The 15,146-nt window shown below is 38.4% G+C and carries 13 protein-coding genes; 8 read left to right on the top strand and 5 right to left on the bottom strand.

The window, feature by feature from the left end:
* Nucleotides 1–454: hypothetical protein (locus QZT73_RS15730; protein ID WP_291789164.1), on the bottom strand; the 454-nt coding region annotated here is incomplete at its 3' end.
* A gap of 103 nt (nucleotides 455–557) precedes the next feature.
* Here QZT73_RS15730 and QZT73_RS15725 point away from each other — a divergent pair.
* The 5 genes from QZT73_RS15725 to QZT73_RS15705 are packed head-to-tail and all read left to right on the top strand — an operon-like array spanning nucleotide 558 to nucleotide 5,000.
* Nucleotides 558–806, top strand: coding sequence for a hypothetical protein (locus tag QZT73_RS15725; RefSeq protein WP_291777611.1), 249 nt, complete (start codon nucleotides 558–560; stop codon nucleotides 804–806).
* A complete protein-coding gene (locus tag QZT73_RS15720) occupies nucleotides 803–1,204 on the top strand; it encodes a PIN domain-containing protein (protein WP_291777610.1) in 402 nt (133 codons plus the stop codon). The genes QZT73_RS15725 and QZT73_RS15720 overlap by 4 nt, the downstream gene beginning before the upstream one ends.
* Nucleotides 1,205–1,211: 7 nt before the next feature.
* On the top strand, nucleotides 1,212–3,401 hold the full coding sequence (rnr, locus tag QZT73_RS15715) for a ribonuclease R (protein ID WP_291789161.1): 2,190 nt from the start codon (nucleotides 1,212–1,214) through the stop codon (nucleotides 3,399–3,401).
* Nucleotides 3,373–4,362: a polyprenyl synthetase family protein gene (locus QZT73_RS15710; protein ID WP_291777606.1), complete on the top strand. Its 990-nt coding sequence runs from the start codon at nucleotides 3,373–3,375 to the stop codon at nucleotides 4,360–4,362. The genes rnr and QZT73_RS15710 overlap by 29 nt, the downstream gene beginning before the upstream one ends.
* Before the next feature lie 8 nt (nucleotides 4,363–4,370).
* Nucleotides 4,371–5,000, top strand: a complete 630-nt coding sequence (locus QZT73_RS15705; RefSeq protein ID WP_291789159.1) for a rhomboid family intramembrane serine protease — start codon at nucleotides 4,371–4,373, stop codon at nucleotides 4,998–5,000.
* Between the two features lie 197 nt (nucleotides 5,001–5,197).
* Here the strand turns inward: QZT73_RS15705 and QZT73_RS15700 are convergent, their stop codons facing one another.
* Nucleotides 5,198–5,509 (bottom strand): HPF/RaiA family ribosome-associated protein, encoded by a 312-nt coding sequence (locus QZT73_RS15700; protein ID WP_291777602.1) that lies wholly within the window; start codon nucleotides 5,507–5,509, stop codon nucleotides 5,198–5,200.
* A 114-nt stretch (nucleotides 5,510–5,623) separates the two neighbouring features.
* Between QZT73_RS15700 and QZT73_RS15695 the strand changes: the two genes are divergently transcribed.
* A complete protein-coding gene (locus QZT73_RS15695; protein ID WP_291789156.1) occupies nucleotides 5,624–6,793 on the top strand; it encodes a hypothetical protein in 1,170 nt (389 codons plus the stop codon).
* Between the two features lie 89 nt (nucleotides 6,794–6,882).
* Here QZT73_RS15695 and QZT73_RS15690 read toward each other — a convergent pair whose 3' ends face one another.
* The 3 genes from QZT73_RS15690 to rplU form a co-directional block, all read right to left on the bottom strand.
* Complete coding sequence (locus tag QZT73_RS15690) at nucleotides 6,883–9,951, bottom strand: glycosyl hydrolase (RefSeq protein ID WP_291777598.1); 3,069 nt, start codon at nucleotides 9,949–9,951, stop codon at nucleotides 6,883–6,885.
* A 224-nt stretch (nucleotides 9,952–10,175) separates the two neighbouring features.
* Entirely contained in the window at nucleotides 10,176–10,436 is a 261-nt protein-coding gene (gene rpmA, locus QZT73_RS15685) for a 50S ribosomal protein L27 (RefSeq protein WP_291777596.1), read from the bottom strand.
* Nucleotides 10,437–10,469: 33 nt separating this feature from the next.
* Nucleotides 10,470–10,781: a 50S ribosomal protein L21 gene (gene rplU / locus QZT73_RS15680; protein WP_291777594.1), complete on the bottom strand. Its 312-nt coding sequence runs from the start codon at nucleotides 10,779–10,781 to the stop codon at nucleotides 10,470–10,472.
* Nucleotides 10,782–11,321: 540 nt separating this feature from the next.
* Here rplU and QZT73_RS15675 point away from each other — a divergent pair.
* Together QZT73_RS15675 and QZT73_RS15670 are read left to right on the top strand one after the other, a co-directional pair.
* The gene (locus QZT73_RS15675; RefSeq protein ID WP_291785599.1) at nucleotides 11,322–12,302 is read left to right on the top strand and encodes a ribonucleoside-diphosphate reductase small subunit; all 981 of its coding nucleotides are present in this window, start codon (nucleotides 11,322–11,324) and stop codon (nucleotides 12,300–12,302) included.
* A 35-nt stretch (nucleotides 12,303–12,337) separates the two neighbouring features.
* Nucleotides 12,338–14,737, top strand: coding sequence for a ribonucleoside-diphosphate reductase subunit alpha (locus tag QZT73_RS15670; RefSeq protein WP_291789154.1), 2,400 nt, complete (start codon nucleotides 12,338–12,340; stop codon nucleotides 14,735–14,737).
* Nucleotides 14,738–15,146 lie beyond the last annotated feature (409 nt).

Here is a 15,146-nt window from a genome sequence, read left to right as displayed (position 1 = left end):
TTACTTTCTCACCATTTTCTGTTTTATACTGTTCTTTAAGGATCCAAACTCCAGTGATTTTGTCTCTTAAAGCATTTGTTGCTTCTCCAAAAACCTTTGAAAAATCGTAATTCAAATCTTTGGAAACCCTTTCCATTTCCACTGACCTATTCTCTGCTTTTAAAGTCAAAGTCAGGAGTTTCTTGTCAAGAATTCCATGAACCTCTTCAGACTCTCCTTCTACCTCGAATACACCTGCAAAACCGCTTTTTGCTTTCCTGGCCACGAATTCCTTGGAACTTAAATCAGATTGGAAAAGTTTACCCATAAGCAACTCCCCCTGCTCGGAGACACTTAAAACCAAAGGATTTTCCGGATCGGTGGTCTGGTAGATTCCCTGAAAATTTTGGGTAAAACCAACATGTTGCAGAGCAAAGGACAGGAAAAACAACAGGATCAAAGTTTTTGAATTCATCTTTCTAAAGGTTAAAAATTACCCATTCTTTAATTAAAGTCTAAGTTAAAAAATTTCACCAAAACCAAAATGATTTTAGTAACTTTATAGAAAGAAAAACCTGATGAAAACGAAATCAATTGAAAATATCAAAGAGCGGATTCTAGGTAAGCTTGAAAGCTTATCAGAGGAAGAATTGATAGAACTTGATGAAATCATAGATGATTTGGATTCAAGGAAATCAAAAATTGAAAGGATTTTATCTTTTGCGGGATTTCTTGATAATGTTGAAGATGCAGATTTAATCAGAGAACTTACTGTGGATTTGCCCAAAAATAGGCTTAAAGGGGACCGTAACATTGAAGAAACTTGAAAGAGGCCCTTTTAGATACTGATACCCTAATAAACTTTTTCAAAAAAGATACTGAAACCCTAATTAAAACAAAAAAGTGTCTTTCAGAATTTGATGTGTTTTCAATTTCTGATATTTCCTATTTTGAATTTCTCAAGGGTCTTGAATTCAGAGGATCTCTAAACAAGAAAATTATTTTTGACATCTTTGTAGAAGAAAATAAATTGATCAGAATGAGCAAAGAATCGATAAAAATTTCGGCTTCTGTTTATGCTGATTTGAGAAAACAAGGAATTACAATAGGAACTGCTGATTTACTAATCGCAGGAATAGCCATACATTCAGATATGGAATTAATAACAAATAACCAGGCCCATTTCCGACAGATCAAGGACCTGAAATTAAACAATTGGAAATAAACCTTTTATGGGAAGAAAATCAAACAATCAACAGGGTAAGAAGAAAGGCGGAAAAGTGATGGATGCCTCCCAGTTGGCAAAAAAAGTCCTTAATTTTTTGGACAACAACTATGGCAAAGAATTCAATGCCAAGCAGGTCATCAAAAAGCTTGAAATAAGGGATTCCCTTACCAAAGGTGCCGTTGAACCGGCGCTCCATAAATTGGCTGCGGCAGGTTCAGTATCCAAGAACCCAAGGAATTATTTTTCATCAGTCAAAGAACCAGAATTTATTGAAGGGGAAGTTGACTTCGTCAATCCCCGATTTGCTTATATACGTCCGGAAGCCAAATATGAAATGGAAGAAGACATATTGGTCAAGGAAGCGGATCTAAAGCATGCACTCGACGGAGACAAAGTACGTGTAATGGTTTATCCTGTCAAAGGAAGTACAGGAAGATTGGAAGGGAAAGTCCTTGAAATTATTCAGAGGAATAGGGATGAATTTGTCGGGAGAGTAGAGATTTCTCCAAGATTTGCTTTTGTGGTGCCTGACTTCAAAAAAATGCACCATGACATATTTGTGCATAAAGGGGACTTAAAAGACGCTGAGCACAATCAAAAAGTAGTAGTAAAACTTACCGATTGGAGAGAGGATGATAAGAACCCTACCGGAAAAATAATCAGGGTATTGGGTAAAGCTGGTGAACATGAGGTAGAAATACACTCCATTATGGCAGAGTTTGGACTGCCCTTTGAGTATCCCAAAGAAGTGGAAGAGGAAGCCAATGCCATTCCTGATGAAATCCCAAGCGCTGAAATAAAAAACCGAAGGGATATGCGGGAGGTACCAACTTTCACCATAGATCCTGCAGATGCAAAGGATTTTGACGATGCGATTTCTTACAGAAAATTGGACAATGGTAATTATGAAATTGGTGTGCATATCGCTGATGTGACCCACTATGTCAAGCCCAAAACAAAGCTGGAGCAAGAAGCTTTTGATCGGGCCACTTCGGTCTATTTGGTCGACAGGACAATTCCCATGCTGCCTGAAAGATTGAGCAATGGCTTGTGTTCTTTAAGACCAAATGAAGATAAATTGACTTTTTCCTGTGTTTTTGAGATGGATGAAAATGCAGATATCATCAAGCATTGGATAGGAAGAACGGTAACCCATTCTGACAGAAGATTTGCTTATGAAGAAGCTCAGGAGAATATAGACAAACAAGAAGGCGATTTTTACCAAGAACTTACACTCCTCAATGAGTTGGCGAAAAGGCTCCGCAAAAGAAGATTTGAAAAGGGAGCCATCAATTTTGAAACGGTTGAAGTCAAATTCAAATTGGATGAAAAAGGAACCCCTTTGGGACTAATCATCAAAGAGCGTAAGGATATTCACAAATTGATCGAGGAATTTATGCTTTTGGCCAATCGGACGGTGGCAGAATTTATATTCAACAAAAACAAAGGCAAAGATACTTTTGTATATAGAATCCATGATCATCCCAATATTGAGAAACTGGAAACCTTCTCTAATTTTGCCAAAAAATTTGGACACGACATCAAAATCTCTGAAGGAGCGAAGATATCCAAAGCTTTAAACCAATTGATGGATGATATTGTAGGTAAGCCCGAACAGAATGTCTTGGAACAATTGGCCATCAGAAGTATGGCTAAGGCCAAATACACCACTGAGCCTAAGGGACACTTTGGTTTGGCTTTTAAACACTATACCCATTTTACATCTCCTATCAGAAGGTATCCTGATATGATGGTACATCGCCTATTGCAACATTATTTGGATGGGGGGAAAACCCCTGATTCGGAGGCATGGGAAGATAAATGTCTGCACTCCTCTGAAAGAGAAAAAAGAGCAGCAGATTCAGAAAGGGCTTCAATCAAATACAAACAGGTAGAATATATGACCTTGGCAGAAGAAAAGGATTATGAGGGAATCATCACCGGTGTGACGGAATGGGGAGTATATGTAGAAATTACTGAAACCAAATGTGAGGGTATGGTCAAGGTGTCTGAAATGAATGATGATTATTACGATTTTGATGAAAAAAACATGCGTTTGATCGGCAGCAGAAATAAAAAAATGATCACTTTGGGAGACAAAGTGATGGTAAAAGTAGTTGCTACAGATATTGACAGAAGAACCATAGACTTGGAATTTGCAGATAATGAGCCAAAACAGAAACGACATAGGTAAGATTTTACAGGATTTAGAAAACCATATTCAAGGTTTTTCATACGGTACCTCCCCTAATGAACTTTATGAACCCATATCCTATATTATGAGCTTGGGAGGGAAAAGAATCCGCCCACTTTTAACTCTTCTCTCCTATTCACTATATAAGGATGATTATCAGGAAATATTGACTCCAGCCATGGCTGTTGAGGTATTTCATAATTTCACCTTAATGCATGATGACATTATGGATAATGCGCCTCTGAGAAGAGGAAAAGCTACTGTACATGAAAAATGGAATGCCAATACGGCTATTCTTTCAGGAGATGTGATGCTGGTCAGGGCATATGATATGTTATTGGATGTAGATCCGAACCTTTTACCAATTTGTCTCAGGCTCTTCAACCAGACAGCAGCTGAAGTCTGTGAAGGTCAGCAGCATGATATGAATTTTGAGAAGATGGGTACGGTAAGTGAGGAAGCTTACATCGATATGATCCGTCAAAAAACAGCCGTTCTCTTGGGATTTGCACTTGAATTTGGCGCAATTCTAGCCGGGGCTCCCACAGATGATGCCAGGAAATTGTATGAATTTGGGGTGAATATCGGTATCGGTTTCCAGTTAAAAGATGATCTCTTGGATGTGTATGCTGACAAAGAGAAATTTGGCAAGCAAGTTGGTGGAGACATCATTTCCAATAAGAAAACTTTTTTATTGCTAAAAGCAAAAGCCCTTGCTACTGGTCCGCAAAAGGAGGAATTGGAAAACTGGATAGCTGTAAAGGAGTTCAATAAAGATGAAAAAGTCCGAGCAGTAACAGCAATTTATGACCAGATTGGCATCAAATCAATCACGGAAAGAAAAATGCAGGAATATTTTGAGAAAGGGTTCGCACAATTTGCTTCCCTAAACGCTCCAAAGGAGGAGGCTTTTGCGGTCTTATTGAAAATCACCCAGGACTTGGTCGACAGAGAAAGGTAAACAAAGTTATGGAATTATCAGCTACAATCGTATTGATAGGCATTACCGTATTGACATCTTATCAGGCTTGGAAAAAACCCAGTATGATCGATCGGTGGATGTTTACCCCTTTTATGATCAAAAAGTACAAGCAATGGGACAGATTTGTGTTGTCAGGACTTATGCATAAGGACCAGATGCATCTGCTCTTCAATATGTTCACCTTTTATTTTTTTGGTAGGGTAGTAGAAATGTTCTTGATGTATCGTCTAGGTAAATCTTTCGGGCTATTCGCATTTGTTTTATTTTATATTGGCGCAATCATAGTTTCTGATTTACCCACTTATTTCAAACACAAAGAAAATTATCAGTACAGGGCTTTAGGTGCTTCTGGCGGTGTTGCAGCGGCAGTTTTTGCCAGCATCATGATTATGCCCTTATCGGACATCTGCCTGTTTGGCTTATTGTGTCTGCCTGGATTCGTTTTAGGCCTGCTTTTTTTAATTTACACTATTGTACAGGCCAGAAGGGGCGGTGATGGCATTAATCATGATGCACACTTATATGGTGCACTGTTTGGAATTATAATTGTACTGCTCATTTCCCCTCAGAGTGGCTTACAGTTTCTTGATCAAATAAAAAGCTTTAGGCCTTTTTGACTATTTCCAGTTTAAAGAAGATTTTTTGAACAATTCTGCTTATACATTTTCATATCTTCTTTTTGTGAATATAAATTGATATTGGATATAAATAGATATTAAACAACTGAAGCAGTCAAATATCCATAAATATCCAATATCAAAAAGTATCAATTACCTGAACTAGAAATAAATTCAGCTATCAATCCAAATAATTTTTATTTAAACTTTTGTAACTGTCTGATATTTTTATCAACTACGCTTCTCAGCATGGTATTCCATCTGTCTTTAGCTTTTTCTTCCGAAAAAACATCAGGACCTGGAATTCCCACACGCATACCCAAATTCCTTTCAGCGGTTTTACCTTGGCCTGAAACATTCAAATAAATATCAACTGCATTAATTACCGGGGTAAATCTCAATAATTTATCAATTGATTTCCTGATTTGTTCCTGTAATCCTACCGGAACATCAACCTGTGGTGCTTGAACATCAATTTTAATGCCTCTGTAATTCTCTGTGTAATTCATGATTCTTTATTAATGGGTTATTTCTTCGACTTTTGCCCGTTTTTTACGTACAATATAAAGGTACCTATCCTTTAGGTACGACAAAAATAAATGTTTCAACTAAAAATAAAACAAATGAAGATTTTTAATCGAGAAGGATTCATAGCATTGAGTCAAAAAGAAGCGGATTTGTTTATTTCAATATATACTCCTACAACGAGGAGAAGCACTGATGCCTATCAAAAAGATATTTTGACTTTCAAAAACACCCTATCCGAAATAGAAAAAAAACTGATCGAGGAGGACTCACATAGCCCTCAAGAAATCAGTCGGGTTTTGGAGCCAGCAAAAACTTTGCTCGCAGATTTCTCATTTTGGCAGCACAACTCTGATATGCTGGCTGTTTTCCTTAATGATGGAAAGATAGAAACATTCAAATTGCCATGGGAAATAGATGCCCCCAATTATTTCATAGGTTTAAAACCCATGCTTCTACCTATGATTCCTGAAATTACAGATGATGGTCACTACTACATTCTTTTGTTGAACTTGGACCAAATAAGACTTTATGAGGCTACTAGGAATGTTGTGCAGGAAATACTTATTGATCCCGAAAAAGTAGCTGTTTCTTTCACCACCGAAGAAGCACTGGATGAAAATCAAGATCAACTGCACGGGCAGGGAGGGATAGGTAATGCAGGGGCTATGTTCCATGGGCATGATGGTGGTTCAGATGAAGTTAAAAAAGTCACTATTCTAAATTACTTCCACCGCATGACCAACATGTTGGAGCCTTTACTGAACAGCAATCCACTTCCCCTGGTTTTGGCAGGTGTTGATTATTTAATTCCTATTTTCAAAGAAGCTAGCAATTACAACCACATCTACAACCAACATGTAAGCGGGGCTTTTACTGAAAACCATATGATGGACCTTCACCAAAAATCCTGGGAATTGATAGCACCCTTTTTTACAGAAGAGCGCATAAAAAGAAAAGAAAATTTCCATACTTTTAAATCAAAAGGTCAGGCAAGTTCCAATGACTATATAAAGATAATTAAAGCTGGTTTTACGGGAGCCATAGAAACACTTCTTGTAAATGAAAGACATCAACATTTATTTGGCAATTACGATAGAGAGAATCATGAGGTGAAAATTTTAGAAAAACAAGATAATGGGATGCATTGTTTGATTGATGAAGTAGCTGCTAAAGTGATTGCTTCTAAGGGGAAAGTATACCTGACAGAAGTGGAGGATATGCCAGAGGAAACGCAGATGGCTGCCATTTTTAGATATCCAATTTAAGGAATCCATTGAATAAAAAAGCCCTTCAAATTGAAGGGCTTTTTTATTCAATGTAGGTACTGTCCAAAACACATTTGGATTTTATCCAGCTATTTCAATTCCAGAGATGCTTTCAATTCTTCCACATTTAAAACATTCGCAATGCTACTCTTTTCAATTTCTCTAAACTTTGTCAACTGAACATCAATCTGCCTGGTAATTTCAGCACGGACTTCCTCTGCACCGTCAGTAGGTTTCCATTCCCCAGTTCCTGCTATGACATTAAGGTGCGCTAGTTTGTTGTTTAATCTAATAGGGTAATTCAGAGGATCCTGCCCACTTCTGTTCTGTGTCTGATACAATTCCTTCTCAATATCTGAAATGGTCTTGATAATAGGGTCAATGCGTCTCTTTTGTCTTGGGTTTTTCTCTACCAATGCATTCAGCTCATCTCTGTACTTCCTGATCAATATGATGGTTTCATGTGTTTCTGTGAGTTTATCCCTTACTTTCAACAAGAAATCAAATTGAGCCTGTCGATCTTGCTGAGTGGATGGATACCTTGGGTCTGCTAATATTTTAAATCCTTGCTCCTGTACTTGTCCGTCCACTACCAATAACACAGTATAGTCCCCTGGCACCACTTTTGGCCCTCTTAATGGTCCTGACCACATGATCATGCCTTCAAAACCTTTGGCATCCGGAATTCTGAGGTTCCAGTTAAATTCATTGGATCCCACTTTGTATTTGAGCGTATCACCCGCTATTCCTTTTGATGAAAACTCCCTGATCAGGTTCCTCTTGTTGTCATAAAATTCCAACCTAACTTCTTCTTTAGGATCCTGATTCAGTTGATAATAAACCAGAACTCCGCCAGGTCGATTGGTGCCTGCAGTTTTAGATTCCCTTCTGACCCCATCCATGGTGTAGGAATCCTGTGGTTGGAAAAGATAAAAAGGCTTACTTGCCACCTCTCCAGAAAGTTGATGCAAGACCGTCAGGTCATCAATAATCCAAAAACTGCGTCCCTGGGTTGCAGCTATCAAATTATTATCCTTAATGGTCAAGTCTGTTATGGGTACAATTGGAAGGTTAAGTTGAAATGCGCTCCATTCAGAACCATCATTAAAGGATATATACATCCCGGTTTCGGTTCCAGCATAAAGTATCCCTCTTTTGGTAGGATCAGCCCGTACTACCCTTGTAAAATGTTGGGCATCTATGCCATTCACAATTTTCGTCCAGGTTTTACCATAATCAATAGTTTTGAACAGATATGGAGCAAAGTCTCCATTTTTATAGGCTGTGGCCGCAAAATACAGACCTCCCTCTTCAAATGGATGGCCCTCCATGCTGTTGATTTGTGTCCATTCCGGTAAATCTTGTGGTGTCACATTTTCCCAAGTCTCTCCATTGTCCTTGGAAACATGGACCAAACCATCATCAGATCCCGCCCAAATGACGCCTTTCTTCAGTGGTGATTCAGCCGCTGCAAAAATAGTGGAATAATATTCCACAGATGTATTGTCTTTGGTGATGGGGCCTCCAGAAGGACCCAATTTTTCTTTGGCGTTTCTGGTCAAGTCCGGACTGAATGTTTCCCAGCTTTGTCCACCATTAATAGAGCGGTGAAATTGATTGGAGGTAGTATAAAGTACCTTTGGGTCATGTGGAGAAAAGAAAATTGGAAAATTCCATTGGAACCGGTACTTCATACCTTCAGCACCATGACCCATAGGGTTGTCAGGATAAACATTTACGTTTCTTCTTGCTCCTGTTTTATGATTAAGGTACTGTAGCAGACCACCGTAATTTCCACCATAAACTATATCATTATCCGTTGGGTCGACGGCCAGCCAACCGGATTCTGAACCCGCACTTACCTGCCAGTCATTTTCAGTGATACCATAACCATCGTTTCTATGGGCAATACGCATAGTAGAATTATCCTGCTGGGCCCCATAAATCCTGTAAGGAAAATGATCATCTGTAGTAACCCTATAAAATTGCGCTGTGGGCTGGTTCATATAGGTAGACCAAGAAGCCCCTCCATCAAAGGACACCTGAGCACCCCCATCGTCCGCTATGATCATTCGCTGATTATCAGAGGGATCAATCCACAGGTCATGATGATCTCCATGCGGCGCAGCAGCACCTTTGAAAGTCTCTCCGCCATCAGTAGATTTATGGTAATTTACATTCATGACATAGACCGTATTTTCATCCTGCGTATCTGCATAAATTCGCGTATAGTACCAAGCTCTTTGTCTTAAATTCCTGTCGTCGTTGGTTTTTGCCCAAGTGGCACCTGCATCATCTGAGCGGAAAACTCCGCCATCCAAATTCTCAACGATAGCCCAAAGTCTGTTTGAGTTCAACGGGGATACAGTAATGCCCATTATTCCAAGAGTTCCTTCAGGTAAGCCCGGGTTCCTTGAAATCTCTGTCCAGTTGTCTCCACCATCGGTGCTTTTAAACATCTTTGAGCCTGGACCACCACTTTCCAAACTATATGGTGTTCTCTTCAGTTGCCAGGTACTGGCATACACTATTTCAGGGTTGTTAGGATCTAATATGAGATCAACGGCACCGGATTGTTCATTTACAAAAAGCTTTCTGTCCCATGTTTTACCTCCATCCGTGGATTTGTATACTCCCCGCATATTGGTAGGTTTGAAAATATCACCCAAAACTGCTGCATAGACAACATCAGGATTGTTGGGATGCACCCTTATTCTAGAGATAAAACGGGTTTCTTCCATTCCCAGATGGTCCCAAGTTTTACCTGCATCGGTACTTTTCCAAAAACCATAACCATAAGAAACATTTCCTCTGACGGTTTTTTCACCGCCACCTACGTAAATTATATTAGGATCGGATGGAGCTACAGTTACTGCTCCTATGGAACCACCAAAAAAACCATCAGAAATATTGGCCCAGGTAATACCGCCATCAGTGGTTTTCCAGACACCACCGCCAGTGGCCCCGAAGTAAAAGGTATTGCGTTCACCGATAACTCCCGAAACAGCAGCAGATCTCCCTCCGCGGTGAGGACCTACCAATCTCCATTCCACTGCATCATAAAGCTTTTCATCAAAAGTCTGTGCTTGCACTCCTTCCCATCCATAGGATATGAAGAGCACGGCAAAGACACATAAGAATCGTAATGTTTTGTTCATATTATAAAGGTTAGATTACTGTTTGGGAATTTAATAGATATGGCTTTGAAAATCTTATAAAAAATGATCATTGGTTAAATTTTCTTCTTAAAAAAACTTTATTCTGGAAAAAAATCAAGAAATCAAGTGAAAACAAAAAAGTGAGAAAACTTCCTCCCACTGTATATTGAATAAAAAAAGGCTCTTTGTTTTACAAAGAGCCTTCTTAAAATGCTTGGAGAAAATTATGCTTCAGCAGGGATAATGCTTACATAAGATTTTCCATCAAATTTCTTTTTAAATTCTACCTTACCATCTGTTAATGCAAACAGTGTATGATCCTTACCTACACCAACATTAGTACCTGGATGGTGTTTTGTACCTCTTTGTCTAACGAGAATATTACCAGCGATAACAGCTTCTCCACCAAATTTTTTTACCCCAAGGCGTTTGCTATGGGATTCTCTACCGTTTTTGGAACTACCGACACCTTTCTTGTGAGCCATAATTATAATAGATTTATGGTTTCCTGAGAAACCTTATAGTGAGATATTTTCAATCAAAATTTTTGTAAAATCTTGTCTGTGACCATTTTTCTTTTTGTATCCTTTTCTTCTTTTCTTTTTGAATACAATGACTTTGTCACCCTTTACATGATCAAGAATTTTTCCTGATACCTTGGCGCCTGCTACTAAAGGTGCGCCTATTGATACTGTACCGTTATCTTCTGCTAACAATACCTGATCAAATTCCACGGAAGCGCCAGCTTCGCCTTGCAGTTTTGGTGCATAGACTTGCTGATCTTTTGTTACTTTGAACTGCTTTCCTGCGATGTTTACAATTGCGTACATAAATATGATTTATTGCTTTAGGAAATTGGACTGCAAATATAGAAAAATTAAAAATAGAAAAAAAGACCTGTGCATATTTTGAGCCCTATAAATCCGAGTAGATTGAATAATTTTCCTGATTCAAATGAGTAAATCAGAATTTTATAATTGTAAAAATCACATATTGGTAGAGAAATGAAATTTTATTTGGAACACGATCCGATAGAATTATTTATTGACTATAATTCAAAAAATAGGCCTTTTCCATGGCTTTTATTTTTTTTTAAATTCTTCAAAAAAGTTTTATGTGGGGAGTATGTTCCATAATAATTAAATCTATTGTTTAATTAAAAATACATAATAAATTGATTTTAAATATTTTATAATGATTTGACTTTAATTCAAAATACTGGTATTTTAGGGAATTAAGGGGTTTTATTTTTAATTTTTGTTAGTCATATTTGTTGATGGGCTATTTAACAATAACCTATTTATACCAGTCTATACCAGAAGAGTGAGGCCTAACGAAATCGTTTAACCAACTTAAAAACTTACATTGCAATGCAGCAGATAGAACCGATTTTACAAGAAAACAAAAACAGATTTGTTCTTTTTCCAATCCAGCACGATGATATCTGGCAATATTACAAAAAAGCAGAAGCCAGTTTTTGGACTGCGGAAGAGATTGATTTGAGCCAAGATTTGAAAGATTGGAAAAATCTTAATGATGGAGAGCGGCATTTCATCTCTCATGTACTCGCCTTTTTCGCAGCGAGTGATGGTATAGTGAATGAGAATTTAGCAGAGCATTTTGTTGCTGAGGTGCAATATACCGAAGCTAAGTTCTTCTATGGGTTCCAAATTGCTATGGAAAACATCCATTCTGAGACTTACAGCCTTTTGATAGACACTTATATTAAAGACAATGTAGAAAGGGACAAACTGCTAAATGCCATAGAGCATATCGACTGTGTGAAGAAAAAGGCAGATTGGGCTTTGCGTTGGATTGATAACGGAAGTTTTCAGGAAAGACTGATTGCTTTTGCAGCTGTAGAAGGAATTTTCTTTTCAGGTTCATTTTGTTCTATTTTCTGGTTGAAGAAAAGAGGACTGATGCCAGGTCTATCATTCTCCAACGAATTGATATCTAGAGATGAGGGTCTTCACTGCGATTTTGCCTGTCACCTTTACACTAAGCATGTTAACAACCAACTTCCGAAAGAAACTGTGACCATGATCATCAAGGATGCAGTTGAAATTGAGAAAGAGTTTGTAACCGATGCCTTACCTGTAAAGTTAATCGGTATGAATTCAGACTTGATGTGTCAATATATTGAATTCGTGGCAGACCGGCTTTTAGTTGAGTTAGGCTGCGACAAGGTATGGAACAGTACCAATCCTTTCGATTTCATGGATATGATATCTCTTCAGGGTAAAACCAATTTCTTTGAGAAAAGAGTTGGAGATTACCAGAAGGCAGGCGTAATGAAGTCAAAAGAAATAGTGGATTCTCCCAAATTCTCCATTGAAGAGGATTTCTAATTAATACTTACCACCAACCCATATTATCACGAGACATGTTAGTAATAAAAAGAGACGGACGCAGAGAATCTGTAAGATTCGATAAAATCACTACAAGAATAGAAAATCTTTGCAATGGATTGGATGCAAGATATATCCATCCAATAGAGGTGGCCAAAAAAGTAATCGATGGCCTTTACGATGGCGTGACTACTACCGAACTCGATAACCTCGCTGCAGAGGTTTGCGCGTCTTTGACTGTAAAGCATCCGGATTATGCCATCCTTGCTGCAAGGATTGCTATTTCCAACCTGCATAAAACTACCAGTCAGTCTTTTTCCAATACAATGAAAAGGCTTTACACTTACATCAATCCCAACACGGGTGATAATGCAGCTTTGATTGCTCCTGATGTATATGGGATAGTAAAGAAGTATGCAGCAAAATTGGATGAAGTGATTGATTATCAAAGAGATTTCGACTATGATTTCTTTGGTTTTAAAACCTTGGAAAGAAGTTACCTGATCAAGTTGGATGGAAAGGTTGTAGAAAGACCCCAACACATGTTGATGAGAGTAGCTGTTGGAATACATAAGGAAGATATTGAAGCGGCTATAGAGACTTACCATCTTTTATCCCAAAAATGGTTTACCCATGCTACCCCCACCCTGTTCAATGCGGGAACACCTAAACCACAGCTCTCCTCATGCTTTTTGCTGACCATGAAAGATGATAGTATTGATGGCATTTACGATACTTTAAAGCAGTGTGCCAAGATATCCCAATCGGCGGGGGGTATAGGACTTTCTATCCACAATGTCAGGGCAAAGGGCAGCTATATAAGAGGTACGAATGGTGTATCTAACGGAATAGTGCCGATGTTAAGAAATTTTGACATGACTGCCCGCTATGTAGATCAGGGCGGTGGCAAAAGAAAAGGAAGTTTTGCTATTTATCTGGAACCATGGCACGCAGATGTAAAGGATTTCCTTGAATTGAAGAGAAATCATGGGAAAGAGGAAATGAGAGCCCGAGATTTGTTTTATGCGATGTGGATCCCAGATCTGTTTATGAAGCGGGTAGAACAAAACGATGATTGGTCACTCTTCTGTCCCAATGAAGCTCCCGGACTTGCTGACTGTCACGGAGAGGAATTTGAAAAATTGTATGAAAAATACGAAAGAGAAGGAAAAGCCCGTGAGGTCATTAAGGCACAGGATCTTTGGTTTGAAATTCTAGAATCCCAAATAGAAACAGGCACACCATATATGCTGTATAAAGATTCTGCTAACAAAAAATCAAATCAGCAGAATTTAGGAACTATCAAATCTTCTAACCTCTGTACGGAAATCATAGAATACACTGCACCTGATGAAGTTGCGGTCTGTAACTTGGCTTCTATTGCTTTGCCAAAATTCATTGTGGCAGGCAAGGATGGTAAAAAGTATTTTGACCACCAAAGACTTTATGAAGTAACAAAAGTAGCAACTAAAAATCTTAATAAAGTAATTGATGTCAACTATTATCCTGTAGAGGAGGCAAGAAGATCCAACTTTAGACATAGACCCATCGGGCTTGGTATACAGGGCCTTGCTGATGCCTTTATCCTTTTGAGAATGCCTTTTGAATCAGATGAAGCAAAAGGACTGAATGAAGATATTTTCGAAACCATTTATTATGCTGCGGTAGAAACTTCAATGGAGTTGGCGAAAGTTCAAGGGACTTATGAAACTTACGAAGGTTCACCAGCCTCAAAAGGAATACTACAATTTGATATGTGGGGCGTAACTCCAAAATCTGGAAGATGGGCTTGGAATGAGTTAAAAGAAAAAGTAAAAAAATATGGCCTAAGGAATTCACTTCTGGTTGCTCCAATGCCAACGGCATCAACATCACAGATATTAGGTAATAATGAATGTTTTGAGCCATACACTTCCAATATATATACCAGAAGAACACTTTCCGGTGAATTTATTGTGGTCAATAAGCATTTGATGAGAGATTTGATCAATTTGGGTCTCTGGAACGATTCCATGAAGAACAGACTGATTGCGGCGAATGGTTCTATTCAGGCTTTCCCTTCTATCCCACAAAATATCAAAGATATTTACAAAACAGTATGGGAGATTTCCCAAAGGACAATCATTGATATGTCAGCAGATAGAGGCGCCTATATCTGTCAATCTCAAAGTTTGAACGTCTTTTTACAGGACCCCAATTTTGGAAAATTGACTTCCATGCACTTTTATGCTTGGAAAAAAGGCCTAAAAACCGGAATGTATTACTTAAGGTCTCAGGCTGCAGCCAGTGCCATTCAATTTACAGTAGATAAATCCGCCATAAAAGCAGAGAACGACGCAGCAGCCTTGGCAGAAGAAGCTTCTACAGCGAAAAAACAAGATGCGATTGCATGCTCGTTAGATGACCCTGAAGGATGTGAAATGTGCGGTAGCTAAAGATTATTTTAGAGTTCGTTTGATGTTAAAAAGCACTTGATCGTATCAGGTGCTTTTTTTGTTGTATTGAATAATTAGTAAATATTGTGAATTACAATCATCTTCCTTTATTGGCAGATGCTGAATAATAAAATGTATGGAGGCTGATTCATCTGTCATAATCCTACTTTATTAACAAACGAATTTTGGAACCTTGAACCTTGTGGCTTATTTTGAACCACAACCTGTCCCGAAAATCGGAAAAAGTAACAAAAGGAAACAAAATAAAACCATCAAATAAAAAGCTATGAAGAAAGTACTGGAAAAACTAAAGAGACTTGAAACCAAAGAGATTGAACCGAATATTCTGAAAACTACCCTCAATGCGTTCGATTTTGCCAGCGTGGATTACATGCAATACCTCGATGAG

Source organism: Cecembia sp., assembly GCF_007126775.1.
GTDB lineage: Bacteria > Bacteroidota > Bacteroidia > Cytophagales > Cyclobacteriaceae > Cecembia.
This window is presented reverse-complemented; position numbering and strand designations above follow the sequence as displayed.

What these genes read in the sequence shown, in the direction of transcription:
- QZT73_RS15725 (WP_291777611.1), top strand. Translation starts at nt 558, where the DNA reads ATGAAAACGAAATCAATTGAAAATATCAAAGAGCGGATTCTAGGTAAG.
- rnr (WP_291789161.1), top strand. Translation starts at nt 1,212, where the DNA reads ATGGGAAGAAAATCAAACAATCAACAGGGTAAGAAGAAAGGCGGAAAA.
- QZT73_RS15710 (WP_291777606.1), top strand. Translation starts at nt 3,373, where the DNA reads ATGAGCCAAAACAGAAACGACATAGGTAAGATTTTACAGGATTTAGAA.
- QZT73_RS15705 (WP_291789159.1), top strand. Translation starts at nt 4,371, where the DNA reads ATGGAATTATCAGCTACAATCGTATTGATAGGCATTACCGTATTGACA.
- QZT73_RS15700 (WP_291777602.1), bottom strand. Translation starts at nt 5,509, where the DNA reads ATGAATTACACAGAGAATTACAGAGGCATTAAAATTGATGTTCAAGCA.
- QZT73_RS15695 (WP_291789156.1), top strand. Translation starts at nt 5,624, where the DNA reads ATGAAGATTTTTAATCGAGAAGGATTCATAGCATTGAGTCAAAAAGAA.
- QZT73_RS15690 (WP_291777598.1), bottom strand. Translation starts at nt 9,951, where the DNA reads ATGAACAAAACATTACGATTCTTATGTGTCTTTGCCGTGCTCTTCATA.
- rpmA (WP_291777596.1), bottom strand. Translation starts at nt 10,436, where the DNA reads ATGGCTCACAAGAAAGGTGTCGGTAGTTCCAAAAACGGTAGAGAATCC.
- rplU (WP_291777594.1), bottom strand. Translation starts at nt 10,781, where the DNA reads ATGTACGCAATTGTAAACATCGCAGGAAAGCAGTTCAAAGTAACAAAA.
- QZT73_RS15675 (WP_291785599.1), top strand. Translation starts at nt 11,322, where the DNA reads ATGCAGCAGATAGAACCGATTTTACAAGAAAACAAAAACAGATTTGTT.
- QZT73_RS15670 (WP_291789154.1), top strand. Translation starts at nt 12,338, where the DNA reads ATGTTAGTAATAAAAAGAGACGGACGCAGAGAATCTGTAAGATTCGAT.